At 73.2% G+C, this 19,423-nt stretch carries 15 protein-coding genes; 5 read left to right on the forward strand and 10 right to left on the reverse strand.

Going from position 1 to position 19,423, the window contains the following annotated elements; translation table 11 throughout:
* Positions 1-103 precede the first annotated feature (103 nt).
* Positions 104-601, reverse strand: a complete 498-nt coding sequence (locus tag LZF96_RS14880; RefSeq protein WP_233871664.1) for a MarR family winged helix-turn-helix transcriptional regulator — start codon at positions 599-601, stop codon at positions 104-106.
* Between the two features lie 101 nt (positions 602-702).
* On the opposite strand from LZF96_RS14880, the gene LZF96_RS14885 reads away from it, so the two are divergent.
* Positions 703-1,542, forward strand: coding sequence for a trans-aconitate 2-methyltransferase (locus tag LZF96_RS14885; RefSeq protein WP_233871667.1), 840 nt, complete (start codon positions 703-705; stop codon positions 1,540-1,542).
* Between the two features lie 104 nt (positions 1,543-1,646).
* On the opposite strand, the gene LZF96_RS14890 is transcribed toward LZF96_RS14885, so the two are convergent.
* Positions 1,647-2,324, reverse strand: a complete 678-nt coding sequence (locus LZF96_RS14890; RefSeq protein ID WP_233871670.1) for a TetR/AcrR family transcriptional regulator — start codon at positions 2,322-2,324, stop codon at positions 1,647-1,649.
* On the reverse strand, positions 2,321-3,391 hold the full coding sequence (locus LZF96_RS14895) for a fatty acid desaturase (RefSeq protein ID WP_233871673.1): 1,071 nt from the start codon (positions 3,389-3,391) through the stop codon (positions 2,321-2,323). Before LZF96_RS14895 ends, LZF96_RS14890 begins: the two co-directional genes overlap by 4 nt.
* A 798-nt stretch (positions 3,392-4,189) precedes the next feature.
* On the opposite strand from LZF96_RS14895, the gene ppc reads away from it, so the two are divergent.
* The 3 genes from ppc (at position 4,190) to LZF96_RS14910 (ending at position 8,521) form a co-directional block, all read left to right on the forward strand.
* On the forward strand, positions 4,190-6,907 hold the full coding sequence (gene ppc / locus LZF96_RS14900) for a phosphoenolpyruvate carboxylase (protein ID WP_233871807.1): 2,718 nt from the start codon (positions 4,190-4,192) through the stop codon (positions 6,905-6,907).
* A 191-nt stretch (positions 6,908-7,098) separates the two neighbouring features.
* A complete protein-coding gene (locus LZF96_RS14905; RefSeq protein WP_233871677.1) occupies positions 7,099-7,392 on the forward strand; it encodes a hypothetical protein in 294 nt (97 codons plus the stop codon).
* Between the two features lie 262 nt (positions 7,393-7,654).
* A complete protein-coding gene (locus tag LZF96_RS14910) occupies positions 7,655-8,521 on the forward strand; it encodes a putative protein N(5)-glutamine methyltransferase (RefSeq protein ID WP_233871680.1) in 867 nt (288 codons plus the stop codon).
* A gap of 166 nt (positions 8,522-8,687) precedes the next feature.
* Here the strand turns inward: LZF96_RS14910 and LZF96_RS14915 are convergent, their stop codons facing one another.
* The 3 genes from LZF96_RS14915 to pth form a co-directional block, all read right to left on the reverse strand.
* Positions 8,688-9,509, reverse strand: coding sequence for an LPXTG cell wall anchor domain-containing protein (locus tag LZF96_RS14915; protein ID WP_233871683.1), 822 nt, complete (start codon positions 9,507-9,509; stop codon positions 8,688-8,690).
* A 223-nt stretch (positions 9,510-9,732) separates the two neighbouring features.
* Positions 9,733-10,413, reverse strand: a complete 681-nt coding sequence (locus LZF96_RS14920; RefSeq protein ID WP_233871686.1) for a hypothetical protein — start codon at positions 10,411-10,413, stop codon at positions 9,733-9,735.
* A gap of 130 nt (positions 10,414-10,543) precedes the next feature.
* The gene (gene pth / locus LZF96_RS14925; protein WP_233871689.1) at positions 10,544-11,152 is read right to left on the reverse strand and encodes an aminoacyl-tRNA hydrolase; all 609 of its coding nucleotides are present in this window, start codon (positions 11,150-11,152) and stop codon (positions 10,544-10,546) included.
* A 415-nt stretch (positions 11,153-11,567) separates the two neighbouring features.
* Here pth and LZF96_RS14930 point away from each other — a divergent pair, with 415 nt between their 5' ends.
* On the forward strand, positions 11,568-13,841 hold the full coding sequence (locus LZF96_RS14930) for an N-acetylmuramoyl-L-alanine amidase (protein WP_233871810.1): 2,274 nt from the start codon (positions 11,568-11,570) through the stop codon (positions 13,839-13,841).
* 69 nt (positions 13,842-13,910) lie between these two features.
* Here LZF96_RS14930 and LZF96_RS14935 read toward each other — a convergent pair whose 3' ends face one another.
* The 4 genes from LZF96_RS14935 to LZF96_RS14950 form a co-directional block, all read right to left on the reverse strand.
* Positions 13,911-14,489: a 50S ribosomal protein L25/general stress protein Ctc gene (locus LZF96_RS14935; protein WP_233871692.1), complete on the reverse strand. Its 579-nt coding sequence runs from the start codon at positions 14,487-14,489 to the stop codon at positions 13,911-13,913.
* Positions 14,490-14,835: 346 nt separating this feature from the next.
* On the reverse strand, positions 14,836-15,813 hold the full coding sequence (locus LZF96_RS14940) for a ribose-phosphate diphosphokinase (protein WP_233871695.1): 978 nt from the start codon (positions 15,811-15,813) through the stop codon (positions 14,836-14,838).
* Positions 15,814-15,937: 124 nt separating this feature from the next.
* A complete protein-coding gene (gene glmU, locus LZF96_RS14945; RefSeq protein WP_233871698.1) occupies positions 15,938-17,425 on the reverse strand; it encodes a bifunctional UDP-N-acetylglucosamine diphosphorylase/glucosamine-1-phosphate N-acetyltransferase GlmU in 1,488 nt (495 codons plus the stop codon).
* A 78-nt stretch (positions 17,426-17,503) separates the two neighbouring features.
* Positions 17,504-19,162 (reverse strand): hypothetical protein, encoded by a 1,659-nt coding sequence (locus tag LZF96_RS14950; RefSeq protein ID WP_233871825.1) that lies wholly within the window; start codon positions 19,160-19,162, stop codon positions 17,504-17,506.
* Positions 19,163-19,423: the final 261 nt, after the last annotated feature.

Raw genomic sequence — 19,423 nt, forward strand, 5'->3', positions numbered from 1 at the left:
GGCCCGGTGGCCCGGTGGCCCGGTGGCCCGGTGGCCCGGTGGCCCGGTGGCCCGGTGCGGCGTTCGCGCGGACCGGCCGGTGCCCGCCGTCGGTCCCGACGGCTCAGTACGGGGTGTTGTCGAACGGGGCCGTCAGTTCGCGCAGCAGGGCGGCCAACTCCCGGCGCTGCGGGGTGCTCAGTTCGGAGAGGATGTCCCGTTCGCGGGCCAGCAGCCCGGCCAGGGCACGGTCGGCGTGGTCGCGGCCGGTGTCGGTCAGGCGCACCAGCACTCCGCGCCGGTCCTCCGGGTCCGGGAGGCGCTCGACCAGGCCGCGCTTGGCGAGCCGGTCGATCCGGTTGGTCATGGTGCCGGAGGTGACCAGGGTCTGGGTGAGCAGCCGGCCGGGGGAGAGCTGGTAGGGCGTGCCGGCTCGCCGCAGCGCGGTGAGCACGTCGAACTCCCACGGCTCCAGATCCAGTTCGGCGAAGGCGGTGCGTCGCGCGCGGTCCAGGTGGCGCGCCAGCCTGCTGACACGGCTGAGCACCTCCAGCGGCTCCACGTCCAGGTCCGGTCGCTCCCGCCGCCAGGCCGCCACCAGTCGATCGACCTCGTCCTCCATGGGATCAGTGTAGTAGTTGTGTCGATGTGAAGTCTCTTGATGTCAACTTTCTCGGCACGGTGAATCTTGACATCGAGATAATTCGGCGATCTGATCGCATCATGAGCGACGAACGGACCGCCCCCCGTTGGGACCCCGGACAGTACCTGCGCCACGCCGACCACCGGCTGCGCCCGCTGCGCGAACTCCTCGACCGAGTCGCCGACGGCCCCGCGCCGCCCGGTGCGCCCCCGCGTATCGCCGATCTCGGCTGCGGTCCCGGCACCCCCACCGTGATGGTCGCCGCCCGCTTCCCCGGCGCCCGGGTCACCGGGTGGGACAGCTCCGGGGAGATGCTGGACGCCGCCCGTGACCACGCCGGCCCCGCCCCCGGCGGCGGCCTCGTCGACTTCGCCCGCGCCGACATCGCCGACTGGCGCCCGGCGGAACCCCACGGCCTGATCGTCTCCAACGCGGCCCTGCAATGGGTCCCGTGCCACGCCGAGCGCTTCCCGGAGTGGGTGGCGGGACTGCTGCCCGGCGGCGTCCTCGCCTTCCAGGTGCCCGACAACTTCGACGCCCCGAGTCATCTGCTGCTCCGCGAGCTGTGCTCCTCGCCCGGGTGGCACGACCGCCTCGGCCACGTGCTGCGCGGCCCCACCCCGATCCTCGACGCCGACGGCTACCACGAGGCACTCGCCGCCACGGGGTGCTCGGTGGACCTGTGGACCACCGAGTACCGGCAGCTCCTCACCGGCCCGGACCCGGTCCTGGAATGGACCCGGGGCACCGCCCTGCGCCCCGTCCTCACCGCGCTCGCCGACGCGCCGGCGGAGCGGGACGCCTTCCTGACCGAGTACGCCGAACGGCTGCGCGCCGCCTACCCCCGGCGCCCGGACGGCACCACCGTCTTCCCCTTCCGCCGCCTGTTCGCCGTCGCCCGCCGCCCCGCCGGGGCGTGACCGGGGCGGGGCGACCGACCGGCCCCGGGGCCGGGGAACGGTGAGGGGCCGGCACGCGGGTTCGCGTGCCGGCCCCTCGGGCCACCCCCGGAGGGGCGGTCCTTTCAGGTGCGGCGGTGCCCGATCAGGCGCGGCTCGTGCTCCAGCCCCTGGAGCCCGTGCCAGGCCAGGTTCACCAGGTGGGCGGCGACCTCGGCCTTCTTCGGCTTGCGGACGTTCAGCCACCACTGACCGGTCAGCGCCACCATCCCCACCAGCGCCTGCGCGTACAACGGCGCCAGCTTCGGGTCGTACCCCCGGCTCTTGAACTCGCGGCCCAGGATGTTCTCCACCCGGGTGGCGATGTCGCCGATCAGGGAGGCGAAGGTACCGGTCGGGGTGGTCACCGGCGAGTCGCGGACCAGGATGTGGAAGCCGTCGGTGTGCTGGTCGATGTAGTCCAGCAGGGCGAAGGCCGCCTGCTCCAGCAGTTCCCGGGGGTGTCCGGCGGTGAGCGCGGAGGTCACCATGTCCATCAACCGGGACATCTCCCGGTCCACGACCACGGCGTACAGGCCCTCCTTGCCCCCGAAGTGTTCGTAGACCACCGGCTTGGAGACCCCCGCCTTGGCGGCGATCTCCTCCACCGAGGTGCCGTCGAAACCGCGTGCGGCGAAGAGCGTGCGACCGATGTCCAGCAGTTGCTCCCGGCGTTCGGTGCCGGTCATCCGGCGCCGGGCACGTCGGGTGGTGCGGGCCGGTTTTTCCGTACTGCTGTTCTCGGTCGCCACGCCCCCCATCATGCCGCGCCGGTGTCGGTCTTCTCCGCCGGGTTCACCGAGCCCGTCCCCGAACCGGCCGTTTCACGCCGTTCCGACCGGTTCCGACGGGAGCCGTCGTTGTCACCGGCGACCCGCTTGGCGTCCAGGCGGGACTTCTTCGGCCAGCGCACGTCGTGCGCCCAGCCGGCCAACTCGAACCAGCGGATCAGACGGGCGCTGGAGTCCACCTGCCACCGGTCCACGCCGTGGCGGGCGGAGGTCGGGTCGGCGTGGTGCAGGTTGTGCCAGGACTCACCGCAGGAGAGCACGGCCAGCCACCACACGTTGCCCGAGCGGTCACGCGACTTGAACGGCCGGTTGCCCACCGCGTGGCAGATCGAGTTGATCGACCAGGTCACGTGGTGCAGCAGGGCCACCCGCACCAGGGAACCCCAGAAGAAGGCGGTCAGGGCGCCCTGCCAGGACCAGGTCGCCAGGCCGCCGATGACGGCCGGGGTGATGAGGGAGACCACGGTCCAGAGCGTGAACTGGCGGGAGATGCGACGGATGTCGGGGTCGGCGATCAGATCGGGGGCGTACTTCTGCTGGGAGGTCTGCTCCTTGTCGAACATCCACCCCATGTGCGCCCACCACAGGCCCTTCATCAGGGCCGGCACGGTCTCGCCGTACCTCCAGGGCGAGTGCGGGTCGCCCTCGGCGTCGGAGTGCTTGTGGTGCCTGCGGTGGTCGGCCACCCAGCGGATCAGCGGACCCTCGACGGCCATCGAGCCGGCGATGGCCAGCGCGACCCGCAGCGGACGCTTCGCCTTGAAGGAGCCGTGGGTGAAGTGGCGGTGGAAGCCGATGGTGATGCCGTGACAGCCGATGAAGTAGAAGGCCACCAGCAGACCCAGGTCCAGCCAGCTCACCCCCCAGCCCCAGGCCAGGGGCACGGCCGCGAGCAGTGCCAGGAACGGCACCACGATGAAGAGGAGGAGGGTGATCTGCTCGATGGAGCGGCGCTCCTCGCCGCCGAGGGTGCCGAAGGAATTCCCGGCGTCGGATGCCTCGGCGGACGGGGGCGGTACAAGGTCCGGACTGGTGGTCATGACAGGTACTACCTCATGGGTGGGAGGGGGGTGGGCGGGGTCCTGAGGAGGACGGGGGAGGCCACACCCCGGACAAACGGGCGGATCGGCGGTGACCGGGAATTCCGGGGACACCGCGAACTGATGTACGTATCAACGGGGAGGGTCGGGGCGGGATACCCGCCGCTGTTCGACGGCATGATGCGAACCGGTGGATGGGCGACGCGCGTTTCGCGCATCCATCGGGCGCGCGGTCCTGCCGGAGCGACCGACGGACCATCATCCGGGGCGGAGAGCGGATGACCGCCCTGTGCTCCCGGGGGAGCCGAACCCGGGCTCCACCTACGTCACCGTAACCTACGGAACCGTAAGTCGAAAGGGGAACACAGCCGTCCGTGTTGCCGTGCCGCGTGCCGCACGCCCTCGGAGCGGGGCTCCGGGCAGGATTCACACGTCTCCACGACGACCGGCCCCTTCCGTACCGCTCCCGTTCCGATGTCGTCCGTGTCTCCTTCCCTCCCTCCACCGTGACGTAACCATCCCCGCACCGCACCCCGCACCGATCCGCGCCCACCCCGCCGGGGCCGTCCGACCAGCGGGACGGGGCGGTCGGGGTGTCCCCTGCGCGACACGGAGTGCCTATCCTGGTGCGGTCGGACAGCGCGGTCCGTGACCTGCCGAACCGAAGAGCCGCAAGGAGCCGCATCTGTGAGCAACAGTGCCGACACCACGACGGAGACTCCGACCTCCCCATCCGGCGGGTCCGGCGGGGCCGACCACACCACGTCCGCCGGGGACGGGCCCGGGGCGGACGCGGCGATCGCGGCGGCCGACCCCGGCAGTGCCCTGCGCGCCGACATCCGACGCCTGGGTGAGCTGCTGGGCGCCACCCTCGTCCGACAGGACGGCCCCGAACTGCTCGAGCTCGTCGAGCGCGTCCGCCGACTGACCCGCACCGATGGTGAGGCCGCCGCCGAACTCCTCGGCGAACTCGACATCGCCGACGCGGCCAAGCTGGTGCGCGCCTTCTCCACCTACTTCCACCTGGCCAACGTCACCGAGCAGGTGCACCGGGGGCGCGACATGCGCCGTCGCCGCGCGGAGGAGGGCGGCCTGCTCGCCCGCACCGCCGACACCCTCAAGGACGCCGATACCGAGCACGTGCGCCGCACCGTCGCCAACCTCCAGGTGCGACCGGTCTTCACCGCCCACCCCACCGAGGCGGCCCGCCGCTCGGTGCTCACCAAGCTCCGCGCCATCGCCGGTCTGCTGGAGACGGCGGCCTCCGAGGCCGACGCCCGCCGGTTGGAGCTGCGACTCGCGGAGAACATCGACCTCATCTGGCAGACCGACGAGCTGCGGGTGGTCCGTCCCGAGCCGGGTGACGAGGCCCGCAACGCCATCTACTACCTCGACGAGCTGCACCGGGGCGCGGTCGGTGACCTGCTGGAGGACCTGGCCGCCGAGCTCGAGCGCGCCGGGGTCCCGCTGCCCCCCGGCACCCGCCCGCTCACCTTCGGCACCTGGATCGGCGGCGACCGGGACGGCAACCCCAATGTCACCCCGACCGTCACCCGGGAGGTGTTGCTGCTCCAGCACGAGCACGGCATCGGCCGGGCGCTGGACCACGTGGACGAACTGCGCGGTTCGCTCTCCGGCTCGATCCGCAACACCGGCGTCACCGACGAGCTGCGCGACTCCCTCGCCCGGGACCTGGAACTGCTGCCGGAGATCACCCCCCGGTACAAGCGGCTCAACGCGGAGGAGCCCTACCGGCTCAAGGTCACCTGCGTGCGGCAGAAGCTGCTCAACACCCTCTCCCGGCTGCGCGAGGGCTCCTCGCACCAGCCCGGCCGCGACTACCGGGGCACCGGCGAGCTGCTGGAGGACCTGGGCATCGTGCAGAGGTCGCTGCGCGAGCACCGCGGAGGGCTGGTCGCCGACGGGCACGTGGAGCGGATCATCCGGACCATCTCCGCCTTCGGCCTCCAGCTCGCCACCATGGACGTCCGCGAGCACGCCGACGCCCACCACCAGGCCCTGGGCCAGCTCTTCGACCGGCTCGGCGAGGAGTCCTGGCGGTACGTGGACATGCCGCGTGACTACCGCACCCGGCTGCTGGCCAAGGAGCTGCGCTCCCGCCGCCCGCTGGCCCCCACCCCGGCACCGCTGGACGAGGCCGGCGCCCGCACCCTGGGCGTCTTCGCCACCATCCGCGAGGCACTGGACACCTTCGGGCCGGAGATCATCGAGTCCTACATCATCTCGATGTGCCAGGGGGCGGACGATGTCTTCGCCGCCGCCGTGCTCGCCCGTGAGGCCGGGCTGATCGACCTGCACGCCGGATGGGCCCGGATCGGCATCGTGCCGCTGCTGGAGACCACCGACGAGCTGAAGATCGCCGACGAACTGCTCGACGCGATGCTCTCCGACCCCTCCTACCGGCGGCTGGTGGCGCTGCGCGGCGACCTCCAGGAGGTCATGCTCGGCTACAGCGACTCCTCGAAGTTCGGCGGCATCACCACCTCACAGTGGGAGATCCACCGCGCCCAGCGCCGGCTGCGCGACGTCGCCCACCGGCACGGTGTGCGGCTGCGGCTCTTCCACGGCCGGGGTGGCACCGTCGGCCGTGGCGGCGGCCCCTCGCACGACGCGATCCTCGCCCAGCCCTGGGGCACCCTGGAGGGCGAGATCAAGGTGACCGAGCAGGGCGAGGTCATCTCCGACAAGTACCTCGTCCCCTCGCTGGCGCGGGAGAACCTGGAGCTGACGGTCGCCGCGACCCTCCAGGCCTCCGCCCTGCACACCTCGCCCCGGCAGCCCGAGGAAGCGCTGGCCCGCTGGGACGCGGCGATGGACACCGTCTCGGAGGCCGCGCACACCGCCTACCGGGCGCTGGTCGAGGACCCGGACCTGCCGCCGTACTTCTTCGCCTCCACCCCGGTGGACCAGCTCGCCGAGCTGCACCTGGGTTCCCGGCCCTCGCGCCGTCCCGACAGCGGCGCCGGCCTCGACGGCCTGCGGGCCATCCCCTGGGTGTTCGGCTGGACGCAGTCCCGGCAGATCGTGCCGGGCTGGTTCGGGGTCGGCTCCGGGCTGAGGGCGGCCCGCGAGGCGGGTCTGGACGGAGTGCTCTCGGAGGCGTTCGAGCGCTGGCACTTCTTCCGCAACTTCCTGTCCAACGTCGAGATGACGCTGGCCAAGACGGACCTGCGGATCGCCGGGCACTACGTGGAGACGCTGGTCCCCGACGAGCTGCGGCACGTATTCGAGACCATCCGGGCCGAGCACGAGCTGACCGTGGCGGAGGTGCTGCGGATCACCGGTGGTGACGAGCTGTTGGCCGCCAACCCGGTGCTGCGGCAGACCCTCCAGATCCGGGACGCCTACCTGGACCCGATCTCCTACCTCCAGGTCGCGCTGTTGGCGCGGCAGCGGGAGGCGGCCGAGCGCGGGGAGGAGCCGGACCAGCTGCTCTCCCGGGCGCTGCTGTTGACGGTCAACGGCGTCGCGGCCGGGCTGCGCAACACCGGCTGAACGGCGCGTCGGGGACGTGGAACGGGCCGCCCGGGTGTTTCCGGGCGGCCCGTCCCGCGTGCCGAGCGGGCGGATGCCGCCGGGTGCGGCGCGGAATTCGATCATGCTCTCCGGGAGGTCGGGTCGCCGAATCGGAGAACGGAACGTACAATCACCGGTTTGCTCCGCCGAGCACGGGCAAGATGTGCGTCATGGTCACCACAAGGAGAAGTACCGGAAACCCGATCGCCGGCATCGTCGCCGTGATCGCGGACGTCGCCGCCTTCATCATCGTCCTCTGGATCATCATGTACCTGCTCGACGCCAACCGGGACAACACCCTGGTGTCGATCGTGCGGGACGCCGCCAACTGGCTCGCCGGCTGGTCGCGTGACATGTTCAGCGTGCAGCCCGAGTGGTGGCGTGTCGTCCTCAACTACGGCATCGCGGCCCTGGTCTACCTGGTCATCGGCAACGCACTGGCCCGCGCCATGCGCCGTTTCTGACCGCTGTCCTCCCGCCACGGGCCCATCACGGGCCCGGAAGGTCCGATGCCCCGACGAGCTCCCTCGACTCCGCCGAACCCGATACGATCCGCCCCGGACCGATCCGTGTCGTCGCTTCCGCACCGCATCCGCGCCGCATCGCCGGGCGGGACACCGAACATCCCGGTGCCCCCCCCGGCGATGCGGCGTCCGGCCCCGTCCGGCGCCGGTACCCGCCCCCGGGTCCGGGGGTGACCGCCCCTCCCGACCCCGGAGATCACCGATGACCCCTGTCCCGTCGTCCGAACCGGCAGCCGACCCCGACCCGTTCGACACCCCCGGTGGGGTCGGAGGGGCGGGGGCCGGGGAGCCTCCGGACCCCGGGGTCGTCGCCCGGCTCCGACGGGCGGGGTGCGTGTTCGCCGAGGAGGAGGCCCGGCTGCTGATCGCCGCCGCACCGGGGTCGGCGGAACTCACCGCGCTGGTCGAACGCCGCGCGACCGGCGAGCCGTTGGAGCACGTCATCGGGCGGGCCCGGTTCGGCGGGATGTGGATCGTCGTGGACCCGGGCGTCTTCGTCCCGCGCCGGCGCACCGAGTTCCTGCTGGAGCGGGCCGCCGCGCTGTTGCGGCCGGGAATCGTGGTGGTGGACCTGTGCTGCGGCTCCGGCGCGCTGGGCGCCGCCCTGCTGGAGCGGGAGAGGCGCATCGACCTGCACGCCGCCGACCTGGATCCCGCCGCCGTGCGGTGCGCCCGCCGCAACCTCGTCGCCCTCGGTCCGGACCGTGTCCACCGGGGGGACCTCTTCGAGGCGCTGCCGGCCGACCTGAGCGGGCGGATCGAGGTTCTGGTGGCCAACGTGCCGTACGTGCCCACCGGGGACATCGCGCTGCTGCCGGGAGAGGCTCGGGAGCACGAGGCCCGCGCGGCGCTGGACGGTGGCCCGGACGGCCTGGATGTCCTGCGCCGGGTGGCGGCCGGGGCCGTTCGGTGGTTGGCGCCCGGCGGGCGGCTCCTCGCCGAGACCGGCGACCGGCAGGCCGACGCGGCGGTGGCCGTCCTGGTGGGATCCGGGCTGGTTCCCGACGCGGTGACCTCGGAGGACCACGGCACCACCGTCATCGCCGGCCTCCGTCCCGCCGGCCCCTGACGGGGCGGGGAGCCGTCCGCCCCGTTCTCCGTCCGGGTGATCTCCGGCCGTCGCCCGCCCGCTGCCCCGGGCGACGTGGGGAGGCCCCGTCCGCCACTCCGTGGTGGGAGTGGGGGGCGGGGCCTCCCGGGTGGTGTGTGCGGGTGCGGTGTCGCCCGCCGTCGCGTCAGACGCGACCGGTGGCGTTGCGGCGACGCATCGCCATGTAGCCACCGACGCCCAGCAGGGCGGCGGCCAGGACGGAGGCGCCGATCACCGGGGTGTTGGAGCCGGTGTTGGCCAGGTCCGGGGTGTCGCTGCCGCCGTCGGGGGTCACGCCACCGGTGGTGGCCTCGGCCTCGTCGCCGGTGGTGCCCTCGGTGGCGTCGCCCGTGTTGCCGGTGGTGCCCTCGGTGCCCTGGTCGCCGGTGGAACCGTCGGTGCCCTCGTCACCGGTCGAGCCGGTGTCGCCGGTGCTGCCCTCGGTGGTGTCACCGGTGGAGCCCTCGGTGCCCTCGTCACCGGTCGAGCCGGTGTCACCGGTGTCACCGGTGGTCCCGCCGGTCGTGTCACCCGGCTTCTTCTTGCCCGGGCAGGTGTGCGAGAGGTTGAAAACCTCGAACCTCGCCCCACCGGTCTTGGTGCCGGTGATGACCGCCTCGGCGGAGACCAGCAGGTCACCGACCTCGGAGGCGATGTAAGCGTGCTTGCCCGCCGGGTTGCCGTACCTGGCGAACTCGGTCTCCACCACCTCGTGACCCGAGGCGAAGGTGACGGTCAGCTTCTTGAAGATCCCCTGCGGAGCGACGAAGTGCCAGCCGTCCTTGTACTTCCCGACGAACTCCTTGGGGCAGTCGCCGGTCTCGAACTCGTCCGCCGAGATGGGGGTCTTCTGGCGGAGTTCGGCGTCGTAGTCCTTGAAGGTCGCGGAGGCGGGAGTCGCGCCGAGGAAGATCATCGCGGCGGCGGCGGACGCCGCGAGGGCGCCCTTGGCGGAAAGGATGCGCATGGAGGCCGTCCACATCTTGGGGGGACTTTATGAATATCGGACAATGTGGCTGCCATAGCTTCGGGGTGAGGGGCGATTTTTGGCAAGGCGTGTCCACGTCGAATGGGCCCACTTGAGGGCATATGGCCGATTGGTCGTCTGCAACAGTTCCGTAACGGAGGTTTACGGGTCGTCAGATGCTGAAGTGCCGGAATCCGGCGGGTGATCTCCGGAGTCGTCGTGGTTACCAGGTGAGGAAAATGCCGCCCAGCAGAACAATTCCGGAGATTCCGATCACCCAGCCCGTGCGGACCATCCGCAGGCCGCCCCCGACCACCAGGGAGGCCAGCATCAGGGCCCCCGCGAAGGGCAGGGTGGACTCCATCACGCCCGGCCCGCCGGTCCGCACCGCTTCCACCGTCCCCGGGCGCAACACCACCGTGAAGCTCTCACCGGGGGAACGGCCGACCGATTGGGCCAGCACGGCGGTTGGCGGGATATCGCCCCCCTGCTCACCACCGAAGGGCGCGAAGGAGCCGGCGCAGGCATCGCGCCCGCACTCCTGGAGGGTGAGCGTTCCGCGCTCGCCGCCCCCGCTGCCGACCGCGTGCCGCATGGTGTCCCAGGAGGTCCACACCCCCGATACCAGGATCAGCAGGGCCACCAGGGACAGCACACCGCGCAGCAGCCACCGGCCGGCGCGCGTCGCGCCGCTCTCCGGTGGGTCGTCGGAGTCGTCGGGGGCGTCGTCCCCGACCGGCTCCTCCGGTTCCGGGTCGTTCCCGAACTCCCGGGTCGACGGGTTCCGCTCGTCGGCGGACCGGGACCCGTGGGACCCATGTGCCCCCCGAGCACGCCGGGACTCCCGTTCCTCCCGGCGTCCGGGAGGCCGGTGACCACTTCCGGGACGCTCGGTGTCGGACATGCCGCGATCCTTGGTCATCCCCCGCGCCGGGTCAAGGGAGGTCCCTCCCGATGGGGGACGGCCCGGGGTCCCCCATCGGGAGTCGACGGCCGGGGTGTCGGGGCCGGTGGCCCGGCGGGTACCCGATCCCTCAGCTGTTGAAGGTGCTCTGCGCCCGTTCCAGACCCTGCGTCACCAGGGCCTCCACCGCGTCGGCGGCCCGGTCCACGAGATAGTCCAATTCCTTGCGTTCGACGGTGGAGAAGTCCTTGAGCACGAAGGCGGCGACATCCATCCGACCCGGCGGGCGTCCCACACCGAAGCGTGCCCGGTGGTACTCCCGGCCCAGCGTCGAGGTGATCGACTTCAGCCCGTTGTGACCGTTGTCACCGCCGCCGCGCTTGAGACGCAGCGCCCCGTAGTCGATGTCGAGTTCGTCGTGCACGACGACGATCCGCTCGACCGGGACCTTCAGCCAGGAGGCCAGCGCGCCGGTCGGACCACCCGAGAGGTTCATGTAGGTCATCGGCTTCGCGATCACCACCCGGGGGGCGCCGGCGGCGGAGCCGGGGACGCCGAGCCGTCCCTCGCAGACCTGGGCCCGCGACTTGTGCGCGCGGAACGAACCGCCGAGTCGTTCGGCCAGCAGGTCGGCCACCATGAAGCCGACGTTGTGGCGGTTCCCGGCGTACTGCGGGCCGGGGTTGCCCAGCCCGACGATCAGCCAGGGTCCCTGTGTCGTCTCCGTCGCGTCCGCCACGTCCGTCCGTCCCGCTCTCCGCCGTCTCCGGGGGCCGGTCCGGTCCCCCGATTCGTCCGAAAGCCTACCGGCGCCCCTCACCCACACGGGGGTTCGGTTAAGCTACGCGCGGTGATCTCGATGGTCCGTGCAGCGGTCTCCGCCGTGCCCGCAGGGGTGTGATGGGGCCTCACCCGCTCCGGCCGTCCCCGGCGCCCGCACGCGCCGGCACCCACCCGCACCGCCGGTACCACCCCGCCCCACCCGGGCGGACCCTTCGCATCTCCCGTACTTCCGCTGTGCCCGCGCCGTCCGCCGACGGCGCGGGGTCATCGCGCGTCCCCACCGGGCGCGCACGCTCGAGGAGACGTCTGTGAAACGTCGTCTGTGGGGAACCTCCGTCGTGGCGGGGGCCGCTGTGCTCGGCACCCTCGTCATGCAGGGCATCGCCGACGGCTCCACCCCCGGCGGCACGGCCGACGGAGACCCGTCGGCCGTGGTCGAACCGGAGACGCACGAGGCCGACCTGGCCCGTGCCGCCGGCGGCACCCGCGCCGCACTGCCCCGCACCACCACCGATCCCTTCAGTCTGATCGGCGTCACCTGGACCGACCCGGAGACCGAGCTGGTCGGCACGGTCGAGGCCCGGGTCCGGGACGCCGCCGGCGGGGCCTGGTCCTCCTGGCTGGCCCTGGAACCGCACCCTGCCCCGGCCGAGTGGGAGGACGCCGAACGCGGCGGCACCGAACCGCTGTGGGTGGGGCCCTCGGACGGCATCGAGGTGCGGGTCGTCTCGGAGACGGGTGTCTCCGAGAAGCTGCCCGCCGGTCTGCGCGTGGACATGATCGACCCCGGCGCCGGCACCGCGCGCACCATGGATCCGGCCGGTTTCACCCGGGACGAGACGGTCGGCGGGGAGAACGCCGGGACGCCCGTGCCGGGCACGACGCCCGCGCCGGTCCCCGAACAGGAGCCCCAGCCCGCCCCCGGCTCACGGGACACCGTTTCCGCCCCGGTGGAACTCACCGCCGAGGCGACCGGGGAGCCCGGGGCCGACACGCCGGTCGCCCCCCTGAACGACCCGGCGCCCACCGACCCCGCACCGGGCGACCCGGCACCGAGCGACCCCGAGCCGACCACCCCGGCCCCCGACCCCACCGTCTCCGTGCCGCCGGCGCCGCCCTCCACCGCCCCGCGCCCGCCGATCGTGAGCCGGGCGGAGTGGGGCGCCGACGAGGCGGCGACCCCGCTGGAGGCCATCTACCTGCCGGACCCGGTGGTCAAGGCGGTGGTCGTGCACCACACCGCCGAGTCCAACGCCTACACCTGTGAGAACTCCACCGCCGTGGTCCGGGGCATCTTCACCTACCACGTGAGGACCCTGGGCTGGCGCGACGTCGGCTACAACTTCCTGGTCGACAAGTGCGGCACCATCCACGAGGGCCGCAAGGGCGGCGTGGACCGGCCGGTGTACGGAGCGCACGCCTACGGTTTCAACGACCAGACCACCGGCATCGCCGTCCTGGGCACCTACAGCGACACCGCCGCGCCCACCGCCGTGCTCAACTCCGTGGCCCGGCTGTCGGCCTGGAAGCTCGGCCAGTACGGCGCCGACCCCACCGGCACGGTGGGCCTGGTCGCCGGCGCCGACGGCGTCAACCTCGCCGGGCAGCGCTGGAGCAAGGGCGCCGTGCGCACCCTGCCCCGCATCCACGGACACCGCGACGGCTACAACACCCTGTGCCCCGGCGACCGGCTGTACGGGCAGCTGGAGACCATCCGTGGCCTCGCCGGCGGCGCGCCCACCGGTCTCGCGCTGAACGGCGTCACCGGTACCACCGCCGTGGGCACCACCCACTACACCAAGACCTCCGCCACGGTCGCCTGGAAGACCGGCACGCCGAGTCAACTGCTCACCCGCTTCGAGGTGTTGGTGGACGGCAAGGTCGCCGCCACCACCGCCGGCAACGCCCGCTCGGTCGCCGTCACCCTGGCCCCCGGCACCCGGAAGGTCTCGGTGCGCGGCGTACACCTGTCCGGCCGCACGGCCACCACGCCGGCTGTCACCGTCATCGCCGACACCACCGCGCCGACCTTCACCACCGCGCCGCGCCTGGCGCTGCGGGCCGGGACGGTCGACACCGGCGCGGTGCCGGTGCGGCTGACCTGGAAGGCGGCCGACAACACCCGCCTGGAGGGAGTGCGGTTGCTCTCGCCGGTCGCGAGGTCCTACGCCGCGACCACCACCTCCGCCGACCTGACGGTGAAGTCGGGCTCCGCCTCCACCTGGCAGGTCCGGGCCCTGGACACCGCCGGGAACCAGCGCACGGTCTCCCCGTCCTTCACCCCGGTGATCCTCCAGGAGACCGCCGCCAAGCGGACCGGCACCTGGACCACCCGGTCCGACTCCCGCTACCTGGGTGGCAAGTCGCTCTCCTCGGGGACCAAGAACTCCTCGCTCACCTGGACCTTCACCGGCCGCTCGGCGGCGCTGGTGGTCTCCCGGGCCTCCGGCTCGGGCCAGGTGCGGGTGTACGTGGACGGCAAGCTCGCCAAGACGGTGGATCTGAAGTCGTCCACCACCCGCTACCGGGACGCGATCTGGACGCAGAGCTGGACGAGCAGCGCGAAGCACACCGTGCGGATCGAGGTGGTCGGCACCTCGGGCCGCCCCACCGTCACCGTGGACGGCCTGGTCCACCTCAAGTAGGCGGGAAACGACCCGGGGGCCGGGTGTGTCGGGCGGGAACGGTCACCCGTGCCGCCCCGACGCCGGTGCTCAGACCTCGGTGGTCTCGGACTCGGCGGAGGGCTCCTCGGCCTGGGCGGCCAGGATCTGGATGATGGGCTCGTCGCCGTCGATGGTCAGCGAGGTGCCCTTGGGCAGCTTCACGTCCTTGGCGAACACCTGGTCGCCGGAGGACAGGCCCGCGATGGAGACGGTCACGCTCTCCGGCAGGTGGGTGGCCTCGGCCTCCACGCTCAGGGTGTTGTGGACGTGCTCGACGAGGAACTGGCCGGGGGCCAGGTCGCCCTCGGTGTAAATCGGGATCTCGACGGAGACCCGCTCGCCCTTCTTGACCACCAGCAGGTCCAGGTGGACCAGGTTGGGGCGCAGCACCTCGCGCTGCACGGCCTTGGGGATCACCAGCTCCTCGCGGCCCTCGATGTCCAGGGTGATCAGGACGTTCGAGTTCTTCAGGGCCATCATGAGGTCGTAGCTCGGCAGGGTGACGTGCACCGGGTCGCCGCCGTGGCCGTAGATGACGGCGGGCACGCGGTTGGCCTGCCGCACGCGGCGGGACGCGCCCTTGCCGAACTCGCGGCGGACCTCGGCGGTGATCTTGACGTCGCTCATGGTGGCGCTCCTCGTGGTCTGGATCGCGGTGCGCGATCGCGGGATGCGGTCGTTCCCGGTCGGTCCCGGGGGCCCGGGCCGGGTGTCACCCGGCCCCAACGGGCCTGCCGCACACCGCGCGAGCCGGCGGCCGGGGCCGGGCGGATCACCGCGATGAGGAGCGCGTCGATAACGGACAGCCACCCGCTCCGGTGCCGGTGTCCCGCGATCGCGGTTCGAGCCGGTCCGATCCGAAGCGTGCGCGGCCTCCCTCGCCGAGCAACGCGCACAGCGTACCCGGCGGGGAGGCCGCGGTCGAAATCGGGTGGTGCCGGCTCACCCGTCGGGGAGCCGGCACCGGGAGCGATCAGGCGTCGCCCTCGAAGAGGCTGGTGACCGAGCCGTCCTCGAAGACCTCGCGGATCGCGCGGGCGATCGTCGGGGCCAGCGAGACGACGGTGATCTTGTCCATGTCCATGCCGCCCGGCGTGGGCAGCGAGTCGGTGAAGACGAACTCGCTGACCTTGGAGTTCTTCAGCCGATCCGGGGCGGGGTCGGAGAGGATGCCGTGGGTGGCGGTGACGATCACGTCGGCCGCGCCGTTGGCGAACAGCGCCTCGGCCGCCGCGCAGACCGTGCCGCCGGTGTCGATCATGTCGTCGACCAGGACGCACACCCGGTCGCGGACCTCACCGACGACCTCGTGCACCGACACGCGGTTGGCCACGTCCGGGTCGCGCCGCTTGTGCACGATGGCCAGCGGGGCGCCCAGCTTGTCGCACCAGCGGTCGGCGACCCGAACCCGGCCGGCGTCGGGGGAGACGATGGTGAGCTTGTCGCGGTCCACCCGCTCGCCGATGTACCTGGTGAGCAGCGGCAGGGCGAACAGGTGGTCCACCGGGCCGTCGAAGTAGCCCTGCACCTGGTCGGCGTGCAGGTCCACGCTCAGGATCCGGTCGGCGCCGGCGGTCTTGAGCAGGTCGGCCATCAGACGGGCGGAGATCGGCTCCCGGCCGCGGTGCTTCTTGTCCTGGCGGGCGTAGCCGTAGAACGGGATCACGACCGAGATGCTGCGGGCCGAGGCCCGCTTCATCGCGTCGATCATGATCAGCTGCTCCATGATCCACTTGTTGATCGGGGTGGTGTGGCTCTGGATCAGGAAGCAGTCCGCGCCGCGAACCGATTCCTGGTACCGGACGTAGATCTCCCCGTTGGCGAAGTCCCGTGCGGTGGTCGGGACCAGTCCCACGCCCAACTCGGCGGCGACCTCCTTCGCCAGCTCGGGGTGGGCGCGGCCGGAGAAGAGCATCATCTTCTTCTCACCGGTCGTCTTGATCCCGGTCACAGCAGATCTCCTTGGGTGATCGACGGTCGCTCGGAGTCGTCGGGTCGGCCCCGGACGGCCGTCTTTCGGCCATCCGTGAGGGCCCCCCTTACGGTACGCCCCGGGCCGGCACCCCGTGCACCCCTCAACCGTTCCCGGACGGCCGTTCCCCCGACGCCCCGCCGTCACCGGCGGTCCCGCCGTCGGCGGCCTCGGCGGCCTTCGCGGCGGCGCTGCCGGGCCGCTTGCGGGCCACCCAGCCCTCGATGTTGCGCTGCTGTCCCCGCGCCACGGCCAGCGAACCGGGCGGCACGTCACGGGTGATGACGGAGCCGGCGGCGGTGTAGGCGCCGTCCCCGATGGTGATCGGCGCGACGAACATGTTGTCCGAGCCGGTGCGGCAGTGCGAGCCGATGGTGGTGTGGTGCTTGCGCTGCCCGTCGTAGTTGACGAAGACGCTGGCCGCGCCGATGTTGCTGTGGTCGCCGATCGTGGCGTCCCCCACGTATGTGAGATGCGGCACCTTGGTGCCCTCGCCCACGGTGGCGTTCTTGGTCTCGACGTAGGTGCCGATCTTGGCGGAGGCCCCCAGTCGGCTGCCCGGCCGCAGGTAGGCGTAGGGGCCGACGGTCGCGCCCTCGCCGACCTCCGCCCCCACCGAGACGGTGTTGACCAGCGTCGCCTCCGCCCCGACGACCGTGTCGGTCAGGGTGGAGTGCGGGCCGACCTCGGCACCGGCGCCGATCCGGGTGGCACCGCGCAGCTGGGTACCGGGGTGGATCACCGCGTCCGGCTCGAACTCCACCGTCACGTCCACCCACACCGAGGCCGGGTCCACGACGGTGACGCCGGCGAGCATGGCCCGCTCCAGCAGTCGGTCATTGAGCATCCGGCGTGCGGCGGCGAGCTGCACGCGGTTGTTGATGCCGGAGATCTCGCGGTGGTCGGCGGCCCGGCAGGCGCCCACCCGCCGACCCTCGGCGCGCAGGATGCCGAGCACGTCGGTGAGGTACTCCTCGCCCTGACTGTTGTCCGTGGTCAGCTTCGCGAGGGCGGCGACGAGGGCCTCGGCGTCGAAGGCGAAGACCCCGGAGTTGATCTCGCGGATCGCGCGCTGCCCCTCGTCGGCGTCCTTGTGCTCGACGATCGCGGTCACCGAGCCGTCCGCCGCGCGCACGATCCGCCCGTAGCCGGACGCGTCCGGCAGTTCGGCGGTCAGCACGGTCACGGCGTTGCCCGCCTCCGCGTGCTCGGCGGCGAGCGAGGCGAGCGTCTCCCCGGTCAGCAGCGGGGTGTCACCACAGGTCACCAGCACCGTGCCGGTCGGGGCGGCGCCCCGGGCGGTCAACTCCTCCAGCGCGCGGCGCACGGCGTGCCCGGTGCCGCGCTGCTCCTCCTGCACGGCGGTCAGCACGTCCGGGTCGATGCCGGCCAGGTGCTCGCCCACCCGTTCCCGGGCGTGCCCCACGACCACGACCAGCCGCTCGGGGTCGGTGTGCCGGGCGGAGGCGACCACGTGGCCGAGCAGCGAGCGCCCGCAGATCTCGTGCAGGACCTTGGGCGTCGCGGACTTCATGCGGGTCCCCTCACCGGCGGCGAGGACGATGACGGCGGCCGGGCGCGTGGAGCTCAACTGATCGGGCCCTTCGTGCGGTGGTGGGTGATGCGGACGGACCTCCGCACCCTACTCCCCACGCCGGGCGACGGCGTTTCACCCCGGCCGACGTGCCGTTCCCCGCCCGGCCGGGGCCCGGTCGCCCGGTCGGCGCCCGCCGGTGCGGGGCGCGGCGGGACGGCCGTCGGGGCGCCGGTGGCCGGCACCGCCGCCCCCGGTCTCCGGGGACCCGGGGGTCTCCGCCCCGGCCTCCGTTCCCGCCTCCGTCGTCTCCTCGGCGTCGTCCTCGGGGGAGGAGTCGTTCGACGGGGCCCCGGGCCGGGGCGAGGGGCGCGCACCGCGCCCGTCCCCGGTGCCCGCTTCGGTGTCGGTGTCGGGCGGGGTGGTGTTCTGGCCGGCCGGAACGGTCCCGTCGGCCCCGTCAGCCCCGTCAGCCCCGTCAGCCCCGTCGGTGGCCTCGGTCCTGTCAGCCCCGTCAGCCCCGTCGGCGGTCACGGTCCCCTCGGCGGTCACGGTCCCCTCGGTCCCCTCGTCGGCCACGGCCGCCGGCTCGGGGTCGGTGGCCGGCACCTCCCGGGTCGGCTCGGGGCCGGTGACCCGATCGGCTCCGACGTCCCCGGCCCCGTCGGGGCGGGGGACGGCTCCGTCCGTGCCGCTCGCTTCCGGGCCGGTGGGGCCGGAGGCGTCGTCCGCCGGATGACCGGTCGTTCCCGGTGCGTCCGCCTCGCCGGGAACCCCCGCCTCCGTTCGGGACGCCCCGGTCCCCCGGGTGCCGTCGTCGGCGGCCCCCACCCCGGCGGCACCGTGCTTCCCGTCGTCCTCGCCGTCCTCGCCGTCCCCGGTGTCCCCGGTGTCCTCGCCGTCTTCGGGGGCGCGGCCGGTCAGGGCCGCCAGCGCGCGCCTGACCTGCCGCAGGTGTTCGCGGGTGGCCTCCGCCCGCTCCTCGTTCTCCCGCAGCAGTCGGGCGGTCTCCCGCTCCACCCGCCGTTCCAGGCCCCGGGCCTCGGCGAGGAGGCCGGCGGCCCGTTCCTCGGCCTCCCGCTGACGGGCCCGCGCCTCGCGGGTCGCCGCGGCGTGGTCCTCGCGTCGGCGGGCCAGCAGGTCCTCGGCGTATCCGAGGGTCTCCTTCTCGCGGCGGGCCCCGGCCTCCTCGGCGGCGGCCAGTTCGGCGGCCAGGGTCTCCTCGGCCCGCTTCTCCAGTTCCCGGCGCCCGGTCCCGGCGCGGGCGCTCTCGGCGGCGAGGCGGTCCCGGTGTTCCCCGGCGGCGGCGAGGAGGTGCTCGGCCTCCTCCCGGGCCTCCGCCGCGATCCGGTCGGCTTCCCCGCGGGCCGCCGCCAGTCGTTGGTCGGCCACCGCCTCGGCGGCGGCGCGGCGTTCGGCGGCGGCCTCCCGTGCGCGTTCGAGCAGGGCGCGGGCCCCGGCGGCGGCCCGCTCGGCGACGCGCCGGCCCTCCTCGGCGGCCTCCCCGGTCAGCTCCTCGGCCTGCGCGTCGGCCTCCTCGAGCAGTTCGACCATGCGTCGGCCGAGGGCGGCCCATCGTTCGTGCGGCAGGTCGGCGGCGGCCTCCCGGGCGGCGCTCGCGCGGGTGCTCTCCCCGGTCAGTTCGCGTTCGGCGGCGACGAGGGCGGCCAGCCGTCGGGCGAGGGCGTCCCGGTCGGCGGCCAGTTCGGCGAGGCGTGCGTCGACCTGCTCGGCTCGGTAGCCGCGTTCGAAGAGTCCCACCCGGTCGAACTCCGCCCCCGGGGTCGCGTTCACGGGGCCCTCCTTCATCGCCGTCGCCCACTGCCGCCCCCGCCCGATGCGCCTAACGGACGAAAAGACGAAAACCTCCTCTCAGGATGCCCCTCACGCCGCCGACGAACACCCGGGCGTGCGTCACACCCGTGCCATCCGGCCGGCACGTCCCGCCGGCCCGGGGACCCGCCCCCGCCGGCCCGGCCCCGGGCACGCGGGAGGGGCCGGCTCGGGGACGATCGCGTGATCACTCCCGAACCGGCCCCTCGGCACGGACGGGTC

Source organism: Streptomyces sp. ST2-7A, assembly GCF_021390475.1.
In the GTDB taxonomy this organism is placed as follows: domain Bacteria; phylum Actinomycetota; class Actinomycetes; order Streptomycetales; family Streptomycetaceae; genus Streptomyces.

Coding starts and splice junctions, on each gene's coding strand:
- LZF96_RS14880 (WP_233871664.1), bottom strand. CDS start 601: ATGGAGGACGAGGTCGATCGACTGGTGGCGGCCTGGCGGCGGGAGCGA.
- LZF96_RS14885 (WP_233871667.1), top strand. CDS start 703: ATGAGCGACGAACGGACCGCCCCCCGTTGGGACCCCGGACAGTACCTG.
- LZF96_RS14890 (WP_233871670.1), bottom strand. CDS start 2,324: ATGATGGGGGGCGTGGCGACCGAGAACAGCAGTACGGAAAAACCGGCC.
- LZF96_RS14895 (WP_233871673.1), bottom strand. CDS start 3,391: ATGACCACCAGTCCGGACCTTGTACCGCCCCCGTCCGCCGAGGCATCC.
- LZF96_RS14905 (WP_233871677.1), top strand. CDS start 7,099: ATGGTCACCACAAGGAGAAGTACCGGAAACCCGATCGCCGGCATCGTC.
- LZF96_RS14910 (WP_233871680.1), top strand. CDS start 7,655: ATGACCCCTGTCCCGTCGTCCGAACCGGCAGCCGACCCCGACCCGTTC.
- LZF96_RS14915 (WP_233871683.1), bottom strand. CDS start 9,509: ATGCGCATCCTTTCCGCCAAGGGCGCCCTCGCGGCGTCCGCCGCCGCC.
- LZF96_RS14920 (WP_233871686.1), bottom strand. CDS start 10,413: ATGTCCGACACCGAGCGTCCCGGAAGTGGTCACCGGCCTCCCGGACGC.
- LZF96_RS14930 (WP_233871810.1), top strand. CDS start 11,568: ATGCAGGGCATCGCCGACGGCTCCACCCCCGGCGGCACGGCCGACGGA.
- LZF96_RS14935 (WP_233871692.1), bottom strand. CDS start 14,489: ATGAGCGACGTCAAGATCACCGCCGAGGTCCGCCGCGAGTTCGGCAAG.